The sequence below is a fragment of the Amycolatopsis sp. NPDC048633 genome (genome assembly GCF_040650695.1).
Lineage (GTDB): Bacteria > Actinomycetota > Actinomycetes > Mycobacteriales > Pseudonocardiaceae > Amycolatopsis.
Window position 1 is genome coordinate 49,807 of the sequence record NZ_JBEZHS010000006.1, and the last position, 19,253, is coordinate 69,059.

Annotated in this window: 15 protein-coding genes; 9 read left to right on the forward strand and 6 right to left on the reverse strand. The window is 71.9% G+C overall.

Annotation, left to right across the window (positions count from 1 at the left end):
* Positions 1–5: 5 nt before the first annotated feature.
* Together AB0C38_RS14505 and AB0C38_RS14510 are read right to left on the reverse strand one after the other, a co-directional pair.
* A complete protein-coding gene (locus AB0C38_RS14505; RefSeq protein ID WP_360672082.1) occupies positions 6–1,007 on the reverse strand; it encodes a hypothetical protein in 1,002 nt (333 codons plus the stop codon).
* 49 nt (positions 1,008–1,056) lie between these two features.
* Complete coding sequence (locus AB0C38_RS14510; protein WP_360672085.1) at positions 1,057–1,356, reverse strand: hypothetical protein; 300 nt, start codon at positions 1,354–1,356, stop codon at positions 1,057–1,059.
* A 57-nt stretch (positions 1,357–1,413) separates the two neighbouring features.
* On the opposite strand from AB0C38_RS14510, the gene AB0C38_RS14515 reads away from it, so the two are divergent.
* On the forward strand, positions 1,414–4,035 hold the full coding sequence (locus tag AB0C38_RS14515) for a valine--tRNA ligase (RefSeq protein WP_360672088.1): 2,622 nt from the start codon (positions 1,414–1,416) through the stop codon (positions 4,033–4,035).
* Between the two features lie 81 nt (positions 4,036–4,116).
* Here AB0C38_RS14515 and AB0C38_RS14520 read toward each other — a convergent pair whose 3' ends face one another.
* The gene (locus AB0C38_RS14520) at positions 4,117–5,004 is read right to left on the reverse strand and encodes a LysR family transcriptional regulator (RefSeq protein ID WP_360672091.1); all 888 of its coding nucleotides are present in this window, start codon (positions 5,002–5,004) and stop codon (positions 4,117–4,119) included.
* 85 nt (positions 5,005–5,089) lie between these two features.
* Here AB0C38_RS14520 and AB0C38_RS14525 point away from each other — a divergent pair, with 85 nt between their 5' ends.
* Together AB0C38_RS14525 and AB0C38_RS14530 are read left to right on the forward strand one after the other, a co-directional pair.
* Entirely contained in the window at positions 5,090–5,887 is a 798-nt protein-coding gene (locus AB0C38_RS14525) for an alpha/beta hydrolase (protein WP_360672095.1), read from the forward strand.
* An 11-nt stretch (positions 5,888–5,898) separates the two neighbouring features.
* Positions 5,899–6,675, forward strand: a complete 777-nt coding sequence (locus tag AB0C38_RS14530) for an alpha/beta hydrolase (protein ID WP_360672098.1) — start codon at positions 5,899–5,901, stop codon at positions 6,673–6,675.
* On the opposite strand, the gene AB0C38_RS14535 is transcribed toward AB0C38_RS14530, so the two are convergent.
* Positions 6,659–7,519, reverse strand: a complete 861-nt coding sequence (locus tag AB0C38_RS14535; RefSeq protein WP_360672101.1) for an SGNH/GDSL hydrolase family protein — start codon at positions 7,517–7,519, stop codon at positions 6,659–6,661. The genes AB0C38_RS14530 and AB0C38_RS14535 overlap by 17 nt on opposite strands.
* A gap of 72 nt (positions 7,520–7,591) precedes the next feature.
* On the reverse strand, positions 7,592–8,227 hold the full coding sequence (locus AB0C38_RS14540) for a class I SAM-dependent methyltransferase (RefSeq protein WP_360672105.1): 636 nt from the start codon (positions 8,225–8,227) through the stop codon (positions 7,592–7,594).
* Positions 8,228–8,301: 74 nt separating this feature from the next.
* Between AB0C38_RS14540 and AB0C38_RS14545 the strand changes: the two genes are divergently transcribed.
* Together AB0C38_RS14545 and AB0C38_RS14550 are read left to right on the forward strand one after the other, a co-directional pair.
* Positions 8,302–9,957 (forward strand): folylpolyglutamate synthase/dihydrofolate synthase family protein, encoded by a 1,656-nt coding sequence (locus AB0C38_RS14545; RefSeq protein ID WP_360672107.1) that lies wholly within the window; start codon positions 8,302–8,304, stop codon positions 9,955–9,957.
* A gap of 35 nt (positions 9,958–9,992) precedes the next feature.
* Entirely contained in the window at positions 9,993–10,352 is a 360-nt protein-coding gene (locus tag AB0C38_RS14550) for a DUF4233 domain-containing protein (RefSeq protein ID WP_360672664.1), read from the forward strand.
* A 1-nt stretch (position 10,353) separates the two neighbouring features.
* On the opposite strand, the gene AB0C38_RS14555 is transcribed toward AB0C38_RS14550, so the two are convergent.
* The gene (locus tag AB0C38_RS14555; protein WP_360672109.1) at positions 10,354–12,708 is read right to left on the reverse strand and encodes a penicillin acylase family protein; all 2,355 of its coding nucleotides are present in this window, start codon (positions 12,706–12,708) and stop codon (positions 10,354–10,356) included.
* A 123-nt stretch (positions 12,709–12,831) separates the two neighbouring features.
* Here AB0C38_RS14555 and AB0C38_RS14560 point away from each other — a divergent pair, with 123 nt between their 5' ends.
* From AB0C38_RS14560 to AB0C38_RS14575, 4 genes are all read left to right on the forward strand, one after another.
* Positions 12,832–14,379: an alkaline phosphatase D family protein gene (locus AB0C38_RS14560; protein WP_360672112.1), complete on the forward strand. Its 1,548-nt coding sequence runs from the start codon at positions 12,832–12,834 to the stop codon at positions 14,377–14,379.
* A gap of 242 nt (positions 14,380–14,621) precedes the next feature.
* Complete coding sequence (gene ndk / locus AB0C38_RS14565) at positions 14,622–15,032, forward strand: nucleoside-diphosphate kinase (RefSeq protein WP_155545666.1); 411 nt, start codon at positions 14,622–14,624, stop codon at positions 15,030–15,032.
* Between the two features lie 52 nt (positions 15,033–15,084).
* Positions 15,085–15,804, forward strand: coding sequence for a maleylpyruvate isomerase family mycothiol-dependent enzyme (locus tag AB0C38_RS14570; RefSeq protein ID WP_360672115.1), 720 nt, complete (start codon positions 15,085–15,087; stop codon positions 15,802–15,804).
* 113 nt (positions 15,805–15,917) lie between these two features.
* Positions 15,918–19,232, forward strand: coding sequence for a phosphodiester glycosidase family protein (locus AB0C38_RS14575; protein WP_360672118.1), 3,315 nt, complete (start codon positions 15,918–15,920; stop codon positions 19,230–19,232).
* Positions 19,233–19,253 lie beyond the last annotated feature (21 nt).

A 19,253-nucleotide genomic window follows, 5' to 3' on the forward strand; every position in this document is an offset into this window, starting at 1 on the left:
GCAGGTCAGTCGGGGCAGCCGTCGAGGGTCGGCACCGGGTACTTCGGGTCGTAGTAGCCGGGCGCGTCCTGGTGGTCGCCACTGGTCGGCAGCGCCGGCGGGTTGGCGTAGCCGGGTGCCAGGAAGCCGTCCTTCGCGGCGGCGCAGCCGACAGCCGAGTACGCGCTGGAGCCGCCGAAGGGCCACAGGCCGTCGCCGTGGGGGAAGCCGGTGCCGCGACGGATCACGTAGCTTTCGTCGGCGCGCAGGAAGCTGACGATTTCGGCCGGGGTGCTCAGCTGCTCCGGCTGAGCGGCGTCGAAGGCGTAGGCGATGGAGAACTTCGCGTCGACGATCAGTTCGCCGGGCCGTTCCCCCGCTCGCGCGCTGAGGCTGCCGAACGATCGCGGCCCCTGGTCGAGCAGGTGGTGGCCGTCGGCGATCTCGGTGAGGTAGGTCGAGACGTCCGCCTGGCCGTCCTTCGAGGGCTTCCGCTCGAGGTCGGCGCTGATGGCCGCGCGGGAGTCCATGGCGAACAGGGCCAGGTAGGCCTTCGAGTCGTGCTGGTAGAGCACGGCGGGGTCCAGCCTCGCCGCCGCGATGACCTGCCGGACCTTCGCGTAGGCGTCCGCGACCGCGTCGGCCTTGAAGGCGCCGACCGCGACCGCGGCGGGTGCCGTGATGCCGTCGAGGCCCTTCGGCCAGGTGTCGGCGGGGGTGTTCGCGAAGGGCCGGGAGAGGTCGACCCGGGCGTACTGCGGGACCCGCGTCGGGTTCGGCGCGGCCTCCGGCGCCGGGGCCCGGCGGCCGACCAGCACGATCCCCGCGGTGGTCACGGCGAGGATCAACACGAACACGGCGAAGATCCACCAGCGGCGCCGGGGCTTCCGGGAGCCGCGTTTCCGCTGCTTGCGGAGCTGCTTGCGATCCTTCTTGGCGCCCAGCCAGGCGTCCGTCTGCGCGTGCTTGCGCCAGTCCGGGTCCATCAGGTCCGGATGCGAATCGAGCAAGTTGTCGTCGTTGTCCACGTGCTTCCCCCAAGGTCGATGACTGATCATCGACAGCGGGGGCCGGGCGTTACGAGCCGAAGAACAGGAACGGGTCCTCGTTGACGCCGATGCCCTGGATCTGGTGCACGACGACCGCCGCCACGACCAGGACGACGACCAGCAGCAGCGCCAGCACGCCGGGCCACCGGCTGTTCCCCGGCTGGTGACCGCTGGTGCGGTGCTCGCGTTTGCGGCGCTTCTTGAGGTCCTTCTTCGCGCCCAGCCAGGCGTCCCGCTCGGCGTACTTCTGCCAGTCGGGGTTCATCAGGTCGGGGTGCGTCTCCAGGCGCCGATCGTCCGGATCCTGCGGCTGCTGAGGCTCTGCCATCGGAGAGTGCCTTCCCCCTGGGTGACCCGCCGTGACGGGTTCGTAGACTTGTCCATTGTGACCGAGAACGCTCCGCAGCAGACCACCGACCTTCCGGGTGCCTGGGACCCGGCCGCCGAGGAAGCACCGATGTACGACCGCTGGGTAGCGGCCGGGTACTTCACGGCCGACGCCTCGTCGGAGAAGCCGCCGTTCTCGATCGTACTGCCGCCGCCGAACGTAACCGGTTCCCTGCACATGGGCCACGCCCTCAACCACACCCTGATGGACGCGATGAGCCGCCGCCGTCGCATGCAGGGCTACGAGGTGCTGTGGCTGCCGGGCATGGACCACGCGGGCATCGCGACGCAGAACGTCGTCGAGCGCCAGCTCGCCGGTGAGGGCCTTTCCCGCCACGACCTGGGCCGCGAGAAGTTCGTCGAGCGCGTCTGGGAGTGGAAGGCCGAGTACGGCGGCCGGATCCTCGGCCAGATGAAGCGCCTCGGCGACGGCGTCGACTGGTCGCGTGAGCGCTTCACCATGGACGAGAACCTCTCGAAGGCCGTCCAGACGGTGTTCAAGAACTTCTTCGACGAGGGCCTGATCTACCGCGCCGAGCGGATCATCAACTGGTGCCCGCGCTGCCAGACCGCGCTCTCGGACATCGAGGTCGACCACAACGACGACGACGGCGAGCTCGTCTCGATCCGCTACGGCGACGGCGACAACGCGATCGTGGTCGCGACGACCCGCGCGGAGACGATGCTGGGCGACACCGCGGTCGCCGTCCACCCGGACGACGAGCGGTACGCGCACCTGGTCGGCACCGAGGTCGAGCTGCCGCTGACCGGGCGCCGCATCCCGATCGTGGCCGACAAGCACGTCGACCCCGAGTTCGGCACCGGCGCGGTCAAGGTGACCCCGGCGCACGACCCGAACGACTTCGAGATCGGCCGCCGCCACGACCTGCCGATGCTGACGATCATGAACGAGCGTGCCGAGATCACCGCGCCGGGGCCGTTCGAGGGCCTCGACCGGTTCGAGGCGCGCCCGGCGGTCGTCGCCGCGCTGCGGGAGGCCGGCCGGATCGTGGCCGAGAAGCGCCCGTACGTGCACGCGGTCGGCCACTGCTCGCGCTGCGACACGGTCGTCGAGCCGCGGCTGTCGCTGCAGTGGTGGGTCAAGGTCGAGGAGCTGGCCAAACTGGCCGGCGACGCGGTCCGCGACGGCCGCACCAAGATCCACCCGCCGGAACTGGGCAAGCGGTACTTCGACTGGGTCGACAACATGCACGACTGGACGATCTCGCGCCAGCTGTGGTGGGGCCACCGGATCCCGGTCTTCTACGGCCCGGACGGCGAAGTCGTCTGCGTCGGCCCGGACGAGCAGCCGCCGGCCGGCGAGGGCTGGACCCAGGACCCGGACGTCCTGGACACGTGGTTCTCCTCGGGCCTGTGGCCGATGTCGACGCTGGGCTGGCCGTCGTCTTCCGAGGATCTGGCGAAGTTCTATCCCACCAGCGTCCTGTCGACCGGCTACGACATCCTGTTCTTCTGGGTCGTCCGGATGATGATGTTCGGCGTGCAGCAGATGGATGGCAAGCAGCCGTTCGACCACGTCTACCTGCACGGCCTGATCCGTGACGCACAGGGCAAGAAGATGTCCAAGTCGCGCGGCAACGTGATCGACCCGCTGGAGTGGATGGACGCGTACGGCGCGGACGCCACCCGGTTCACCCTGGCCCGCGGCGCGAACCCGGGCGCGGACATGGCCCTGGCCGACGAGTGGGCGGCCGGCTCCCGCAACTTCTGCACGAAGCTGTGGAACGCGACGAAGTTCGCGATGATGAACGGGGCGTCGGTCGCTGCCCCGCTGCCTCCTGCCGCTGAGCTGACGGAGTCCGACCGCTGGATCCTGGGCCGCCTCGGCGCGCTGGTGTCCGAAGTGGACGGCCTGTTCGAGGACTTCCAGTTCGCGAAGGTGGCGGGCGCGCTCTACCAGTTCACGTGGAACGAGCTGTGCGACTGGTACCTGGAGCTGGCGAAGGTCCAGCTGTACCAAGGGGATGACGCGCGGGTCGCGGCCACGCGGTCGGTGCTGGGGCACGTGCTCGACACGGTGCTGCGGCTGCTGCACCCGTTCATCCCGTTCATCACGGAGAAGCTCTGGACGGCCCTGACCGGCGGCGAGTCCCTGGTGGTCGCGGCCTGGCCGTCGGCTTTCGAGGGTTACGCGGATGCTTCGGCGGACGCCCACATCGCGGACGTCCAGAAGCTGGTGACGGAGATCCGCCGCTTCCGCGCGGACCAGGGCCTGAAGCCGGGCCAGAAGGTGGCGGCCCGCCTGGCGGGGTACACGGGCGGTCACGAGTCGGCGGTCCGCTCGCTGGTCCGGCTGACGGATCCCGCTCCCGAGTTCGCGGCGAGCGCGTCCCTGGAGGTGGCCCTGGCGGCCGGCGTGGTGACGGTGGAGCTGGACCTGTCGGGCACGGTCGACGTGGCGGCCGAGCGCAAGCGGCTCCAGAAGGACCTGGCGGCGGCGGAGAAGGAGCTGTCCCAGACGGAGGCCAAGCTGGGCAACGAGGCATTCATCGCGAAGGCCCCGGAGCAGGTGGTCGAGAAGATCAAGGTCCGCAAGCAGACGGCGGCGGCGGACATCGACCGCATCACGTCCCGGCTGGCGGCGCTGCCCGCTTCCTGAGGTCGACTTCGAGGCCCGGCGCTCCATCGGGAGTGCCGGGCTTTGTCGTACCCCTTCGGTAGCCTGGAAATCGGGGGCTGCTCAGTCAGCCTCGGTGGCCCTCGCCGCTTCGATCAGCGCGACCAGCTCCGGAGTCAACCGCCGGTCCGCCGGCGTCGCCAAGTACGTCTGCATCCGCGGTGAAGGGTCCACCAACGGCCGAAACGCCACACCCGGGATCGGCAGCAGATTGGCGTGCGCCCGGTAGAAAACCGTCCAGTGTGGACGGCCGAAACCCAGCGTCGCCAACGTGTCCTGCGCCGTCGTGAACTCCTTGCCCAGCACCGGCTCGAACCCCGCCTCGCGGCAGCACGACACCACCAGGTCGTACAACGGCTGATTCCGCGAAGGCGGGCTCAACCGCGCCGGAAGCGAAGCCAGCGAAGCGAAGGCGACGGAGGACGAAAAGGCCAGCGGATGCGACGAAGGCAGCGCCACCATGACCTCGTCCGTCCACAAGGGAGTGAAATCCAACCCCGAAGAAGGCCACGAACCCCGCACGATGGTCGCGGATAGCGAACCGTCCCGGACCCGCTGGAGCCGCTGTGCCGTCGGTGCGTGGACCAGCTCCAAAGAAGCCGAAGGCGCGAGCCGGGCAAAAGCGCCGAGCAGCACGTCCAGCCGGTCGCCCAGCCCCTCGCTCGTGCCCAGGCGGACCAAAGCCCCGGAAGCGCGGAACTCGGAAACCGAATCAGAAGCCCGGTCCGCCGCCGCGAGCACGGCGCGCGCGTGCGGCAGGAACCGCTGACCCGCTTCGGTCAGGGACACGCTCCGCGTCGTCCGCCCGAACAGCGCCACCCCCAGCTCGCGCTCCAGCCGCCGGACCTGCTGGCTCACCGCCGGCTGGACGATGTGCAGCCGCTCGGCCGCCCGCCCGAAGTGCAGCTCCTCGGCGACGGCGAGGAAGTACCGAAGCTGCCGTAGTTCCACCGGAACCCCATTCATCAGTGTTCGTGATGAGTGTAGGAGCCGACTGCCCCTCGAAACGCGAGCGCCCGGAAGCGACGCTCAGAGCATGCCTCACTTGGACATCGACAACACCCGCCTCCACTACGAAGACGCCGGCGACGGCCCGGCCCTGTTGTTCCTGCACGGCTGGGGGACGAGCGGCCGCGTCTGGCAGTCGTGCCTGCCCGACCTCGTCCGCGACCACCGCGTCGTCACCTTCGACTGGCGCGGCTGCGGCCGGTCGGACCACCCGCTCGACGGCAACACCATCGACGGCCTGACCGCGGACGTCGCCGCCGTGATCGAGGCGCTCGAAATCGAGAAGCCCGTCGTCGTCGGCTCGTCGTTCGGCGCGGTCTTCGGCACCGAGCTGGCCCTGGCGCGCCCCGAGCTCGTCGGCGGGGTCGTCGCGGTGGACGGTCCGGCCTTCTGGCCGGCGGCCGCGATGCGGGAAAAGGTCCTCGGCCTGCGGGAACAGCTGGCCGACGACCGGCCGGGGACGCTGGCCGGCTGGGTGCCGCACTGGTTCGCCCCGGGCACCTCGCAGGCGATCATCGACTGGACCGTGCGCCAGCTCGTCGACTCGAGCGTCTACCTCGACGACCTGTTCACCGAGGTCACGCGCTACGATCCGCGGCCGCGGCTGCCGCAGCTGACCGTCCCCATCGCCTACCTGCACGGCGAGCTCGACACCGAGATCCCCCTCGACGTCCCGCGCGAGTGCGCCGCCCTGACGCCCGGGGCCGTGGTGCACGTCATCGCCGGCAGTGGGCACATCCCGCACCAGGAGGCCCCGCGGGCCTTCACCGCGGCGTTGCGCACCGTCGTCCCCGCCCTGTTCGCGGCCACCCGCCGCGCCGCCTGAAGGAGACGACCGTGCCGCAAGTGACGTACGAAGACACCGTCGTCCACTACGACCGGACCGGCGACGGCCCCGCCCTGCTCCTGCTGCACGGCACCGCCGCCTCCCGCGAGCAGTGGGGGCCGTTGACGGCAAAAGCCCGGGACTACACCGTCTTGGCCCCGGACTTCCCCGGCTCCGGCCTGACCACCGACGACGGCGGCCCGATCACCATCGAGGACCTCGCCGCCCAGGCCGAAACCGTCCTGGACCACGCGGGGGTCGACGCGGCCTGCGTCGTCGGCCACTCCCTCGGCGGGGTCGTCGCGGCCCACTTGGCCGGCACCCGCCCGGATCGCGTCCGGAGAGCGGTCCTGCACGCCGCGTGGCCGGTCACCGACACACGGCAGGACGCCGAGTTCCGCTACTGGCTCGACCTGCTCGAAAGCGGGACCTTCGCCCGGATGCTCCCGCTGATGGCGTTCGGCCCGCGTTACTGGGAGCAGGCCACCGCCGAGAGCAACGAACAGCTGGTCAAGACCCTGGACGCGATGATCGAGACGGGAACGGACCGGCAGATCGAGGCCGACCGGACCGTCGACCTGAGACACGTGCTCGGGACGATCACCGCGCCCGTCCTCGTGCTCGGCAGCGCGCACGACCGGCTGATCACGGCGGACCAGCAACGTGAGCTGATCGCCGCGATCCCGGACGCGCGCGCCGCCGAGATCGACGCGGGGCACGGCGCCCCGGCCGAACTACCGGACGAGTTCGCCCGGATCGTGCTGGAGTTCCTCAGCGCAGGGACTTGAGCACCACCGCGGCGATGCCCGCCATCCCGGTCTTCAGCGGGTGGTAGGCGGCGGCCTCGAAGATGTTCTGGTTCTTGCCGTTGATCCAGGCCGAGCCACCGCGAGCGCAGGCGTCGTGGCCGCGCGACGGGCCGAAGGTGTCCACGAACTCCGCGTCCCCGTCCCCGTCCACGGCGTCGGCCAACGTCCGGTTCAGCGTCTCCTCGACGGTGTTCAGCCACGCGTAGTCGCCGTCGGCGAACGGCAGCACGTCCGGGCAGTAGCCCCGGTCCGGCGCGATCCGCGGGTAGCCGACCACCAGCACCCGCGCCCGTGGCGACCGCTCGTGGATCGCGGCGAGCACCGCCTCGACCCGCGGGCCGATGTTGTCGATCGCCGACGTCACCGAGCCGGCGAAGTGCTCCTCGCAGGGGTTGCCCGTCGGGTCGCTCGCCCGCAGGCCCGGGCACGTCGAGATCAGGCTGCCGAACACGCCGTAGTCGTTGCCGCCGATGCCGAGCGTGACCAGGTCGGTGTCGATGCGCAGCGCGCCCAGCTGCGGTGGGTTGGTGCCGTTGAAGGGCACGCCCTGCGGCCGCGTCATGTTCGTGGTGTCCGCGCCGGCGCAGCTCACGTCGGTGAACCGCCCGGCGTGCAGGGCCGCGGCCACCACCGACGGGTAGTTCGCCGTCGACCGGCCGCAGCCGAGCGGGTCGACCCGCTGGACCGGGATGAACGGCCCGGAGGTGTAGGAGTCGCCGAGGGCGACGTAGCTGCCGATGGCCGCCGCGGAGGCGGCGGTGGCCGATGCCGGCAGCAGGATGGCGGCCGAGAGGACGGCGGTGAGCAGCCGGGGGATGCGCATGAAGACCTCGTTCTCGCTGGCGGAAACGCTCCTTCCACATCTAGCGAGCACCGGACGGCGAGGGGGCGGACTTCACCCGCCTGTAGGGTCACCCTCGCCGTGCTCACGGTAAGTGATCAGCGTGCGCCAGAACAGCAACGGCCGGACGGTGCTCCCGGGCAGCAGCCGGGCCGCTTCACGGCGCACCTCGGCCAGGGTCGGGTAGACGTCGACGACCGGCGCCTGCGGGCCGTCCTCCCCGCCGCCGTTCAGCCGCTCGCCGGCGTAGACGACCAGCCGCGCGAGGGCGTTGACCGGGACCGCCGCGATGGCCCGCGCCCAGTCCGCGGGCGTGCTCGGTCTCGCGAGGCCGAGGACCACGAGGACGCCGCCGGGCACCAGGGCGCGGCGCAGCTTCGCGACCGTTTCGAACGGCATGTGGTGCAGGGACGCCAGGCACGAGATGAAGTCGTAGTGCGCCGGCGGCAGGGGGTCGGTGGTGACGTCGGCCTGCCGGTAGACGATCTTGCCCGGCCCCGGCGAACCCAGGCCCGCCGCCGCCTCGACCATCGCGGCCGAGACGTCGACCGCTTCCACCGCCATGCCGGTCGCGGCCAGCCGCCGCGCGAACCGGCCGGTGCCGCACCCGACGTCCAGCGCGATCCCCGGCCCGGGCGGCAGCTGGTCCAGCAGCAGCGGGTGGTAGTGGTCGTTGTGGTTGAACGGCATGCGTCGAGAGTGCCACCTCCCGCGCACGTAGACTCGGAAGGCAAGTGCGAAAACCCCAGGCCGGAGGAGATTCAGTGCCGCAGGATGAGACAGGTCGAAAGCCGGACCTGTCGGATCTGGACAGCTTCGCGGGCGTCGACGAGCTGGGTGCCGAAGCCTACGAAGACTCCGACGACCACGACCCGGAGCTCGACGCGCCGGACACCGCGTTCGACGTGGGCGGCGGCTCGCGCGGCGGGATCGGCGGCGTCGGCCAGCTCGGCGACAACCTCGCCACCGGCCCGGTGCCCGACCTGAACGTGCCCGAGGACACCGAGCTGCACGAGCTCGACGACCAGGGCGAACCCGAGGCGTACGGCAGCCCGGACGGCCCGGAGGCCCGGCGCGAGCTGATGGCCGTCGAGGCCGAGCTGAACCAGCGCTGGCCGGAGACCAAGATCGAGCCGTCGCTGACCCGCATTTCGGCGCTGACGCAGCTGCTGGGCGAGCCGAACCACGGTTACCCCGTGCTGCACATCGCGGGCACGAACGGCAAGGGCTCGACGGCCCGGATGATCGACTCGCTGCTGACCCGGATGGGCCTGCGCGTTGGCCGCTACACCAGCCCGCACCTGCAGCTGGTCACCGAGCGGATCGCGCTCGACGGCCGGCCGATCTCCGCCGCCCGCTACGCCGAGCTGTGGAACGACATCGCCCCGTACGTGTCCATGGTGGACGGTGCCGCCGCGGACGGCGTCGCGATGAGCAAGTTCGAGATCCTCACCGGGATGGCGTTCGCCGCGTTCGCCGACGCGCCGGTCGAGGCCGCCGTGCTCGAAGCGGGCCTGGGCGGCGCCTGGGACGCCACGAACGTCGCGGACGCCGACGTCGCGGTCATCACGCCGATCGGCATCGACCACGTCGAGTACCTCGGCCCGGACATCCTCGGCGCGGCGCGCGAAAAGGCGGGCATCATCAAGGCCGGCTCGGTCGCGGTCATCGCCGAGCAGGACCCCGAGGTCCAGAAGGTGCTGCTCGACCGCGCCGTCGAGGTCGACGCCGCGGTCGCCCGCGCGGGCAGCGAGTTCGGCGTGCTGGAGCGCGAGATCGCCGTCGGCGGGCAGATGCTGAAGCTGCAGGGCCTCGGCGGGGTGTACGAGCAGATCTTCCTGCCGCTGCACGGCGCCCACCAGGCCGCGAACGCCGCGCTCGCGCTGGCCGCGGTCGAGGCGTTCTTCGGGGCGGGCAAGGACAAGCAGCTGGTCGTCGAGGCCGTCCGTGAGGCGTTCGCCGAGGTCGAGACGCCCGGCCGGCTCGAGCGGGTCCGCGCGGCCCCGGCGGTCATGATCGACGCGGCCCACAACCCGCACGGCGCCCGCGCGCTCGCGGCGACCGTGGCCGAGGAGTTCGCCTTCCGCCGCCTGGTCGCGGTGGTCGGCGTGATGGCCGAAAAGGACGCCCGCGGCATCCTCGACGCGCTGGAGCCGGTGGTGTCCGACATCGTCGTGACGCGCAACTCGTCGCCGCGCTCGATGCCGCTGGAAGAGCTGAACGAGCTGGCCATCTCGGTGTTCGGCGAGGACCGGGTGGTGGCCGAGACCGACCTGGAGACGGCGATCGAGACGGCGATCGCGCTGGTCGAGACCAGCGACGACCCCGAAGAGCCCCTCGCGGGCGGCGGCGTGCTCGTCACCGGCTCGGTGGTCACCGCGGGCGAGACGCGGACGCTGTTCGGAAAGGAGCCGGCGTGAGTGAGACGCCCGAAGCCCCCAAGCCGAAGGACCCGATGAAGGGCTTCCGCGGCGTGATGTCGGGAACGCTGATCATGGAGGCGATCACCGTCGCCCTGGCGCTCCCGGTGGTGAACAAGCTCGGCGGCGGGATCAGCACGGGCACCGGCTGGACGGTGCTGGCGGTCGCGCTGGTGCTGATCGTGACGTGCGGGTTCGTCAAGCGGCCGTGGGCGGTGCCGGTCATCCTCGGCCTGCAGGTGGTGCTGATCGCGCTGGTGTTCTGGCTGCCGGCCATCGCGGTGCTGGGCGTGGTGTTCCTGGCGATCTGGCTGTGGCTGCTGTGGCTGCGCAAGGACGTCGCCCGCCGCATGGCGGCCGGCACCCTCGCGAGCCAGCAGCAGCCCCAGCCCTGACCTACCGCAGCACGACGACCCGCAGCGCGGGGGAGCGCAGGATGTCGGCTTCGCAGAAGCGTTCCTTCACCCATTCACCCCGGCTGTAGAGCTTCGTCTGGTCGCTGAAGTACGGCGACTTCGGGTTCGCCGACTGCGAGTACGTCAGCACCGTCGAGGAGTCCGGGCACGCGCGCCCGCGGAAGCCGACCACCTGGATGTAGCTGGACCCGTGCTGGACCTCCACGTTGCCGTGGGCCGGGTCCCACGCCGGCGTCATCACGTTGAGCACGCCGAGGAAGCCCGGGCCGCCGTGGATCGGGATGCGCTCGCCGTTGCGGGTGACCGCCTGGCCGTCACGCAGCTTCGCGTCCGGGGCCAGCCCGGCCGTGCGCAGCTCCACCAGCGCGTCCCCGAACGCCTTCCGCACGTCCGCGTTCCCGACGTTGAGCGTGTTGGGCGTGGTCAGCGGCGCCTTCGGATCGAACGGCACGGTGAACCGGTCGACGTTGCCGAGCCGCGCGGCGAACCGCTGGAACAGCAGCGAACCCCGCGTGTCCAGCGTGTACGTGTGGTCCCAGTTCGCGATCGCCGAGCACGCCGGCCCGACCGGCACCGGGCCGGACGACGACGGCGCCTGCCCGCCCGGGAAGGACGCGCACAGGTTCGCCAGGTCCGCCGCCGTGAGGTCGGCGAACAGGCTGTGGTCGGCGAAGAGCATCTTCTTCATCGAGTCCGTCGTGAACCCGCCCTTTTCGGCGGTGAGCAGCGCTTCCCGCGTGCGCGGCGAACGTTCGGTGCCGATGTCCCCGACGATGTGCGGGTAGCCCGTGATCGGCGCCTTCGCGTTGGCCAGCCAGGCGCTGTCGTTCGTGTTCAGCTCGTAGTCCCGGCTTTGCTGCCGCGGCAGCCGCGACGGCGCGAAGATGCCCGGCTCGAGCGCGCCTGGGTCGGAACCCCACTGGCACGACGACTTCGATCCGTCCAAAATGGCCAGTCCGACTTCCGGGAAGGTCTGCCGCCCCAGGGGAGTGCTGCACACCTCGGCCTGCTCGTCGGTGACGTGCGGGACGACCTGGATGTCGGCGTAGAGCGCGTTGCCCGCCCGGTCGGTGGCGATGGTGTTGACCCACGGGACGCCCTGCGTGCGGCTCAGCGCGCGGACGATGTCGGCCGTGCTGCGGGCCTGGTCCAGCTCGAACCACGTGTTGAGGCCGCGCATGTTCGTCGCGTTGGCGTCGCGCACGGCGAACGCCGACTTCGTCGTCCACGGCAGCGGAATGCCCTGGAAGTCGCTCATCACCGGCCCGTACCGCGTCGCCCAGAAGGTCTGGCGGGCCGGCTTCAGCGAGCCGTCGGCCTGGCGCACCTGGACGGTGACGTCGCGGGAGGTCATCTTCTCCGGCTTGCCGTCGACGAGGTAGGTCGTCGGGTCGCCCGCCTTCAGCGGCACCTCGAAGAGGCCGAACGTGACCGGCGTGGACACCGTGTGCGTCCAGGCCGCGTCCGCGGTGTGCCCGATCTGGACGAACGGCATGCCGAGCAGGCTCGCGCCGGCGACGTCGAGGCGGCCGGGGATGGTCAGCTGGCTCTGCCAGAACCGGCGCCCGGCCTGCCACGGGTAGTGCGGGTTGCCGAGCAGCACGCTGCCTTGGCCGGCCGCGGCGGACTCCGCGCCGATGGCGATGCCGTTGCTGCCGAGCCCGCTGCCGTTCAGCGCCTGCGCGACCTTCGCCGACAGCTGGCCGCCGGTGCCCGGGGCGGGCGTCGCGCCGGACGGCGGCGCCGTGAACAGGCCTTCGGTGACGACGCCCTGGCCGCCGGTGATCGCGATGGCGTAGTAGTGCCGGTAGAAGTCCTGCTCGGTGATCGGCCGGACCCAGCCGGCGCCGCGGCAGGCCGGGTCGGAGATGCCGGCGCGGCCGGTGCGCGCGAGGTAGGCGTTGAACCCGTCGACGTAGCCGGAAACGACCTCGCGGACCTCACGCCGCGGCCCCAGCGGTGCGGGTTGCGCGACCAGCCGGTCGACGACGTGGGAGTCGTTGATCCGCTGGAAGAACAGGTCGCTGTGCAGGTTGCTCTCCGCCTCGGACAGCGACGGGTAGCCGCCGCCCTCCGGGCCGAAGTACTTCGACCGCTGCCCGCTCACCGTGAGGTAGATGTTCGCGAGCTCGCAGACGTTGTCGGTCGCCGCCGCGAAGCCGTAGCCGTACCCGAGTCCGGCGTAGTCCTTCGCGACGATGTGCGGGATGCCGTGTTCGGTGTAGCGGAGGACGGCTTTTCCGCCGGTTTCCCCGGCTTCCGCGACGGCGGTGCCGAGAGTGGTGATGGTGAGTGCCGCTGTCAGAACCGCCAGGGTTTTCCTGAATGGTCTCATCTGACCCCCTTGTCGTGATCGCCACGCTACCGAGGGACACGACGCGCGGACATGGGGGAAAACCCGGGGATTCGTTCACCCGCACGCAAACCGGCGTTGGCCGGGGCGGGATAGAAACCGCGCATGACCGAACCGACCCACCACTCCCGCCGCACCCTGCTCAAGGCCGGTCTCACCGGCGCCGCCGCCACGCTCGTGCTGCCATCGACGGCCTTCGCCGCGACCCCGCTGCTGCGCGGCGACCGGCCGGTGCTCACCCACGGCGTCCAGTCCGGCGACGTCACGCCGGGCTCGGCGATCGTCTGGTCGCGCGCCGACCGGCCGTCGCGGCTGGTCGTCGAGATCGCGCGCGACCCGTCGTTCCGGCACGCCCGCCGGGTGCCCGGCCCGCTCGCCGGGCCGTCCACCGGCGGGACCGGGCAGGTCCGCGTCGCCGGCCTCGCGCCCGGCACCGAGTACCACTACCGCGTCACGGCGGAGTCCCTCGACGGGCGCGCGACGAGCGAGCCGCTGACCGGCCGGTTCGCCACCGCGCCGGTGGGCCGCCGCGACACCCGGATCCTCTGGTCGGGCGACGTCGTCGGCCAGAACTGGGGGATCAACCCCGCGCTGGGCGGCATGACGATCTTTTCCGCGATGGCCGCCCGCCGCCCGGACGTGTTCCTGCACAGCGGCGACACGGTGTACTCCGACGGCCCGCTGACGGAGACGGTCGCGCTGCCCGGCGGTCGCACGTGGCGCAACGTCGTCACGGCGGAGAAGGCCAAGGTCGCCGAGACCCTGGCGGAGTTCCGCGGCCAGCACGCGTACAACCGGCTCGACGAGAACTTCAAGCGGTTCTTTTCCCAGGTGCCCGCCTACGTGCAGTGGGACGACCACGAGGTCTTGAACAACTGGTACCCGGGCAAGATCCTCGACAACCCGGCTTACACCGAGAAGCGCGTCGACGTGCTCGCGCCGCGGGCGTACCAGGCGTTCCACGAGTGGCACCCGATCGACTCGCGCCGAGCCATCGACGGCCGCGTCTACCGCAGTTTCGAGTACGGCTCGCGCGCCGAGATCTTCGTGTTGGACATGCGGACCTACCGGAACGCGAACACCGCCGACCAGACGAAGCCGGGCTACATCCTCGGTGACCGGCAGGCGCGCTGGCTGGCCGACGCGCTCGGCCGCAGCACGGCGACGTGGAAGATCGTCCAGGCGGACATGCCGCTGGGCCTGGTCGTCCCGGACGGCACCGCGATCGAAGCGGTGGCGAACAACCTGCCCGGCGCGCCGGGCGGCCGTGAGACGGAGCTGGCGTGGGTGCTGCGGGAGATCCAGCGCCGCCGCGTCCGCAACGTGGTCTGGCTGACGGCGGACGTCCACTACACGGCGGCGCACCACTATTCGCCGGACCGCGCGGCCGTCCAGGACTTCGACCCGTTCTGGGAGTTCGTGTCCGGGCCGCTGAACGCGGGCGCGTTCGGCCCGAGCGCGCTGGACCCGACGTTCGGCCCGGAGGCGGTGTTCGTCCACGCCCCACCGCTCGCGAACACGGCCCCGATCGACGGCTTCCAGCACTTCGGCGAGCTGAACATCGACGCCGGAAGCGGCGACCTGACAGTGGACCTGCGCGACGCCACGGGCGCGTCGCTGTGGTCGAAGAAGCTGCACCCGCAGGGCCGCTGACCTCCGCTCCGGCCGCGGCGCCGGATGTCATGAACGACTCGTTCATGACGTCCGGCGACCTGAAAGAGTCGTTCATGACGTCGCGGACCGGATTTCGACCGGCGAATCGGGCACCTGAGCAGGGTCGGCTACGCTCACGCGCACCGACACGCACCCCCGTACTCATGACATCCGGGGCTTCGCCCCGGGCCGGGGGCTTCGCCACCCGGACCCCCGAAACAGGATCAAGGAGAAACACCGTCGTGACTGAACGCACGCTGGTCCTCGTCAAGCCCGATGGCGTCGCGCGCGGCCTCGTCGGCGAGGTCGTCTCGCGGATCGAGCGCAAGGGCCTGAAGCTCGCCGCCCTCGAGCTGCGGACCGTTCCGCAGGCCCTGGCCGAGGAGCACTACGCCGAGCACAAGGAGCGTGCGTTCTTCGGCGACCTGCTGGAGTTCATCACGTCGGGCCCGCTGGTCGCGCTCGCCGTCGAGGGCCCGCGCGCCATCGCCGCGTTCCGCCAGTTGGCCGGCGGCACCGACCCGGTCGAGAAGGCCATCCCGGGCACCATCCGCGGCGACTTCGCGCTGGAGACCCAGTACAACCTGGTCCACGGCTCGGACTCGCCGGAGTCGGCCGAGCGCGAGCTGAAGCTCTGGTTCCCCGACCTGTGATCGGCACCGGGGCCACGCCCGCGCGTGGCCCCGGTTCTCACCAGGAGCACCCGTGACGACGATGCCGTTCCCGGCCCGCGACTACCTCCCCGTGCTGCGGGAGCTGACCGGCGCGTTCGCCGAGGCCCTGCGCGTCGGCGACCCGGCCGCGAAGGTGCCCGACTGCGCCGGTTGGACCCTGGCCGACCTCGGCACGCACCTCGGCCACGTCCACCGCTGGGCGGCCGCCGTCGTCACCACCGGGGAGCCGCAGTCCCAGGACTTCGAAGCGGGTCCCGGCGCCGACCAGGCGTCCTGGTACGCCGAAAGCGCCGGACTGCTCCTCGACGCCCTCGAGCAGGCCACTCCCGAAGACCGGTGCTGGCACTTCGGCGGCACCGAGAAGACCAAGGCGTTCTGGTTCCGCCGCCAGGTGCACGAAACCGCCGTCCACCTCGCCGACTCGGGGAGCGCGTACGTGCTCGACCCGGCCGTGGCCGCGGACGGCGTCGACGAGGTCCTCGGCGTCTGGCTCCCGCGCGTCACGCGCTGGCATGCCGCGCCGTCGCTGGCCGCGCCACTCGCGCTGCGCACCACCGACACCGGCGACGCCTGGACGCTGCACCCGGGCGAACCGCCCGCGCTCGGCCCGGCCGCCGAGCCCGCCGCGACCGCGGAGGCGACGGCGCGGGAACTCCTGCTGCACCTGTGGAAGCGCTCGGCCACCCCGCCGCGGCTCAGCGGTGACACCGCGATCGCCGAACACTTCCTCCGGGCCCCTTTCACGGCCTGACCCGCGAGCTGTTCTAGACCATTCAGGCGGCGTTCACCGGGAAGTCTTCCCCCGGCCGTGCCACTGCGCTGTGCTGGTCCGGCTCACTCTCTCACTCGATACTGGGGTACCTGGTGAAGAAGTCACGCGTCTTGCTGCCGTTCGTCGCCCTGGTCGCGACGGCGTTCGCCGTTCCCGCCCACGCCGACCCGCTCAGAGCGCCGCTCGGCACACCGCCGGTCGAGGCCGCGCCCGCCGCGTCGTCGGACCACCAGGGCCCGGCCGCCTTCGCCGCCGCGGACCCCGACGACGGGCTCGTCACCGGCAGCGCGACCACCGAGGTCGCGCCCGGCCTGAACCTCACCCAGTTCGACCGCTTCGACCCGGCGGGCTGGATCCGCGGCGACACCCTCGCCGTCGATCTGGGCAGCAAGGTCGTGAAGCCGACTTATCTGAGCCCCGGCACGGTTTCCGCGCGCACGCCGCTTTCGCAGCAGGTCGCGCGCACCGGCGCGGTCGCCGGCGTGAACGGTGACTTCTTCGACATCAACGCCACCGGCGCGCCGATCGGCGTCGGCATCGACCACGGGCAGCTGCAGACCGCGCCCGCGGCCGGCCACAACTACACCGCCGCGGTCACCGACGAGGGCAAGGCGCGGCTGGCTTCGGTCTTCCTCGAAGCCACCGTGACGCTGCCCGGCGGCACCGTGCGGGCCACGAACTTCAACAGCCCGGTGCTCGACCGCGACGCGATCGGCGTCTACACGCCGTTGTGGGGCGCTTCCGGTCGCCGGACGTCGGTGGCCGGGGCCCAGCGGGTCGTCGAGGTGGAGTTGCGCGATGGCGTCGTCACCCAGGTACGCGACGTTCCCGCGGACGGACCCATCGCGGCGGGCACCACGCTGCTGCTGGCCCGCGAAGCCGGGGCGGACGCCCTCGCGTCGCTCAAGCCGGGCGACCCGGTGGGCGTGACGTACGCGCCGCGCTCGGACGCCGGGAAGATCGCGGTCGCTGTCGGCGGCAACGAAGTCCTGCTGCGCGACGGCGTCGTGCAGCCGGTCGACGACGTCGCCATGCACCCGCGGACGGCGGTCGGCTTCTCCGCCGACGGCAAGCGCCTGTGGCTGGCCACTGTGGACGGACGCCAGGCCGACAGCCGCGGGATGACCGAGCTGGAGCTGGCGCGGCACCTGAAGAGCCTCGGCGCCGACGACGCGATCAACCTCGACGGCGGCGGCTCGTCGACGCTCCTGGCGCGCAACGAGGGCGAAGCCGCGCCGAGCATCCGGAACGCGCCGTCCGACGGCGGGGAACGCCTGGTGCCCAACGGGATCGGGTTCGCGACCGTGCCGGGCAGCGGCAAGCTCACGGCGTTCTCCCCGGTGCCCGCCGTGGCCACCGGCGACGCGAACCGCGTGCTGACCGGCCTGACCCGGCACCTGGTCGCCGACGGCCACGACGAGACCGGCGCCGCGGTCGCCGCCGACCCGCGCTGGAGCACCTCCGACCCGCGGCGGGCCACGGTGACCCGCGGGGTCGTCACCGGCCACGGCGCCGGTGGCGTCGACGTCGTCGCGCGCGCCGGCCGCGCGTCCGGGAAGACGGCGCTTTCGGTGCTGGGCAAGCCGGTCCGGCTCGGCACGAGCACCGAGCAGGTCGCGCTCTCGGGTGTGGGCGCCAAGAGCACGTTCGAGGTCTACGGCTACGACGCCGACGGCTACGGCACCTGGCTGGAGCCCGACGACGTCAAGCTCGGCTACGACCACTCCGTCGTGCGGGTCGAGCCTTCGGGCGACGGGTACGAGGTGACCGCGCTGACCGCGTCCGGCGCGAGCGCGATCACCGCGACCGCGGCCGGGCTCACCACCCACCTGGCCACCTCGGTGGGGACCGTGCCGCAGGTCGCGTCGCCGCTGGACGGGCCGGCTGGCTGGGCGGCCACGGTGTTCCCGGCGGTCGTCGGCGCGGCGCTGTCCGCGGCACCCGGCCGGGACGGCGGCCAGGGCCTCGCGCTGGACTACCGGCTCACCGGCACGACCGCCACGCGCGCCGCGTACGTGACGCCGTCGGCGGCCTTGCCGGTGCCGCCGGGCACGCAGAAGGCCGGGCTGTGGGTGAACGGCGACGGCAAGGGCGCGTGGCTGCGGGCGGAGCTGCGGGACGCGGCGAACGTCGCGTCCATCGTGGACCTGTCGCTGAGCGTGGACTGGACGGGCTGGCGGTACGTCACGGCCGCGATCCCGGCCGGCCTGCCCGACGGTCAGCGCTTGGCGCGCTTCTACGCCGTCGAGAACGTGCCGGACCAGCAGTACGAAGGCCACCTGGTGTTCGACGACCTGACCTTCGAGGTGGCGCCGACGACGGCGGTGCCCGCCGACCCGGCGCCGCACGACCCGGCGCCGCACGACCCGGCGCTGGTCACCGACGGCACCCTGACCGGTGGCCTGCGCGTCGCCGTCGTCAGCGACGCGCAGTTCACCGCGGACGACCCGGCGGGCCCGCTGGTCGCGCAGGCCCGCCGAGCCCTGCGCGAGGCCGTCGCGGCGAAACCGGACCTGGTGCTGATCAACGGCGACTTCGTCGACCGCGGCACGGCGCCCGACTTCGTGCTGGCCAAGCAGGTGATCACCGAGGAGCTCGACGGCAAGGTGCCCTGGTACTACGTGCCGGGCAACCACGAAGCCGAGGGCGGCAACGGCCTCGCCAACTTCCAGGCCGCCTTCGGCGTGACGCACCAGGTCGTCGACGTGCACGGCATCCGGCTGGTGCTCATGGACTCCTCGCGCGGTTCGCTGCGGGCGGGTGGGTTCGACCAGGTCCGGATGCTGCGCTCGGCCCTGGATTCCGCGGCCGCCGACCGGTCCGTGCGCGGCGTCGTCGTCGCCATGCACCACCCGGTGAAGGACCCGAGCCCGACCGGGAACTCCCAGCTCGGCGACCGGAAGGAAGCCACGCTGCTGACCCAGTGGCTCACCGGGTTCGAGCAGGCGTCCGGCAAGCCGGCCGCTTCGGTGGCTTCGCACGCCGGCGTGTTCTCGCTGTCGCGCGTGGACGGCGTGCCGTACCTGGTCAACGGCAACTCGGGCAAGGCGCCCGCGGCCGCGCCCGGCGACGGCGGGTTCGTCGGCTGGACGCTGCTGCGCGTCGACCCGGCCGACCGGGCGCAGCCGGTGCGCTTCGAGACGCGGCCGAACGTCGACTCGCTGACGGTTTCGGGGCCGGCGTCGCTGACGCCCGGCGACCGCGCCGACGTCCGCGCGACGCTGCGGCAGGGGACCCGGGACGTGCCGGTGGCGTACCCGGTGAGCGCGGACTGGACGGTCGGGCACGGTGTCGTCGCGTTCGATCCCGCTTCCGGTGTCCTGACGGCGCTGCGACCGGGTGTCGCCCGGCTTTCGGTGACGGTCAACGGGGTGAGCCGGACGCTGGTCGTGACCGTGCGCGGCTAAACCGTTCGGTTTTTGTCGGTG

What these genes read in the sequence shown, in the direction of transcription:
- AB0C38_RS14510 (WP_360672085.1), bottom strand. Translation starts at nt 1,356, where the DNA reads ATGGCAGAGCCTCAGCAGCCGCAGGATCCGGACGATCGGCGCCTGGAG.
- AB0C38_RS14535 (WP_360672101.1), bottom strand. Translation starts at nt 7,519, where the DNA reads ATGCGCATCCCCCGGCTGCTCACCGCCGTCCTCTCGGCCGCCATCCTG.
- AB0C38_RS14555 (WP_360672109.1), bottom strand. Translation starts at nt 12,708, where the DNA reads ATGAGACCATTCAGGAAAACCCTGGCGGTTCTGACAGCGGCACTCACC.
- AB0C38_RS14560 (WP_360672112.1), top strand. Translation starts at nt 12,832, where the DNA reads ATGACCGAACCGACCCACCACTCCCGCCGCACCCTGCTCAAGGCCGGT.
- AB0C38_RS14540 (WP_360672105.1), bottom strand. Translation starts at nt 8,227, where the DNA reads ATGCCGTTCAACCACAACGACCACTACCACCCGCTGCTGCTGGACCAG.
- AB0C38_RS14525 (WP_360672095.1), top strand. Translation starts at nt 5,090, where the DNA reads ATGCCTCACTTGGACATCGACAACACCCGCCTCCACTACGAAGACGCC.
- AB0C38_RS14550 (WP_360672664.1), top strand. Translation starts at nt 9,993, where the DNA reads ATGAAGGGCTTCCGCGGCGTGATGTCGGGAACGCTGATCATGGAGGCG.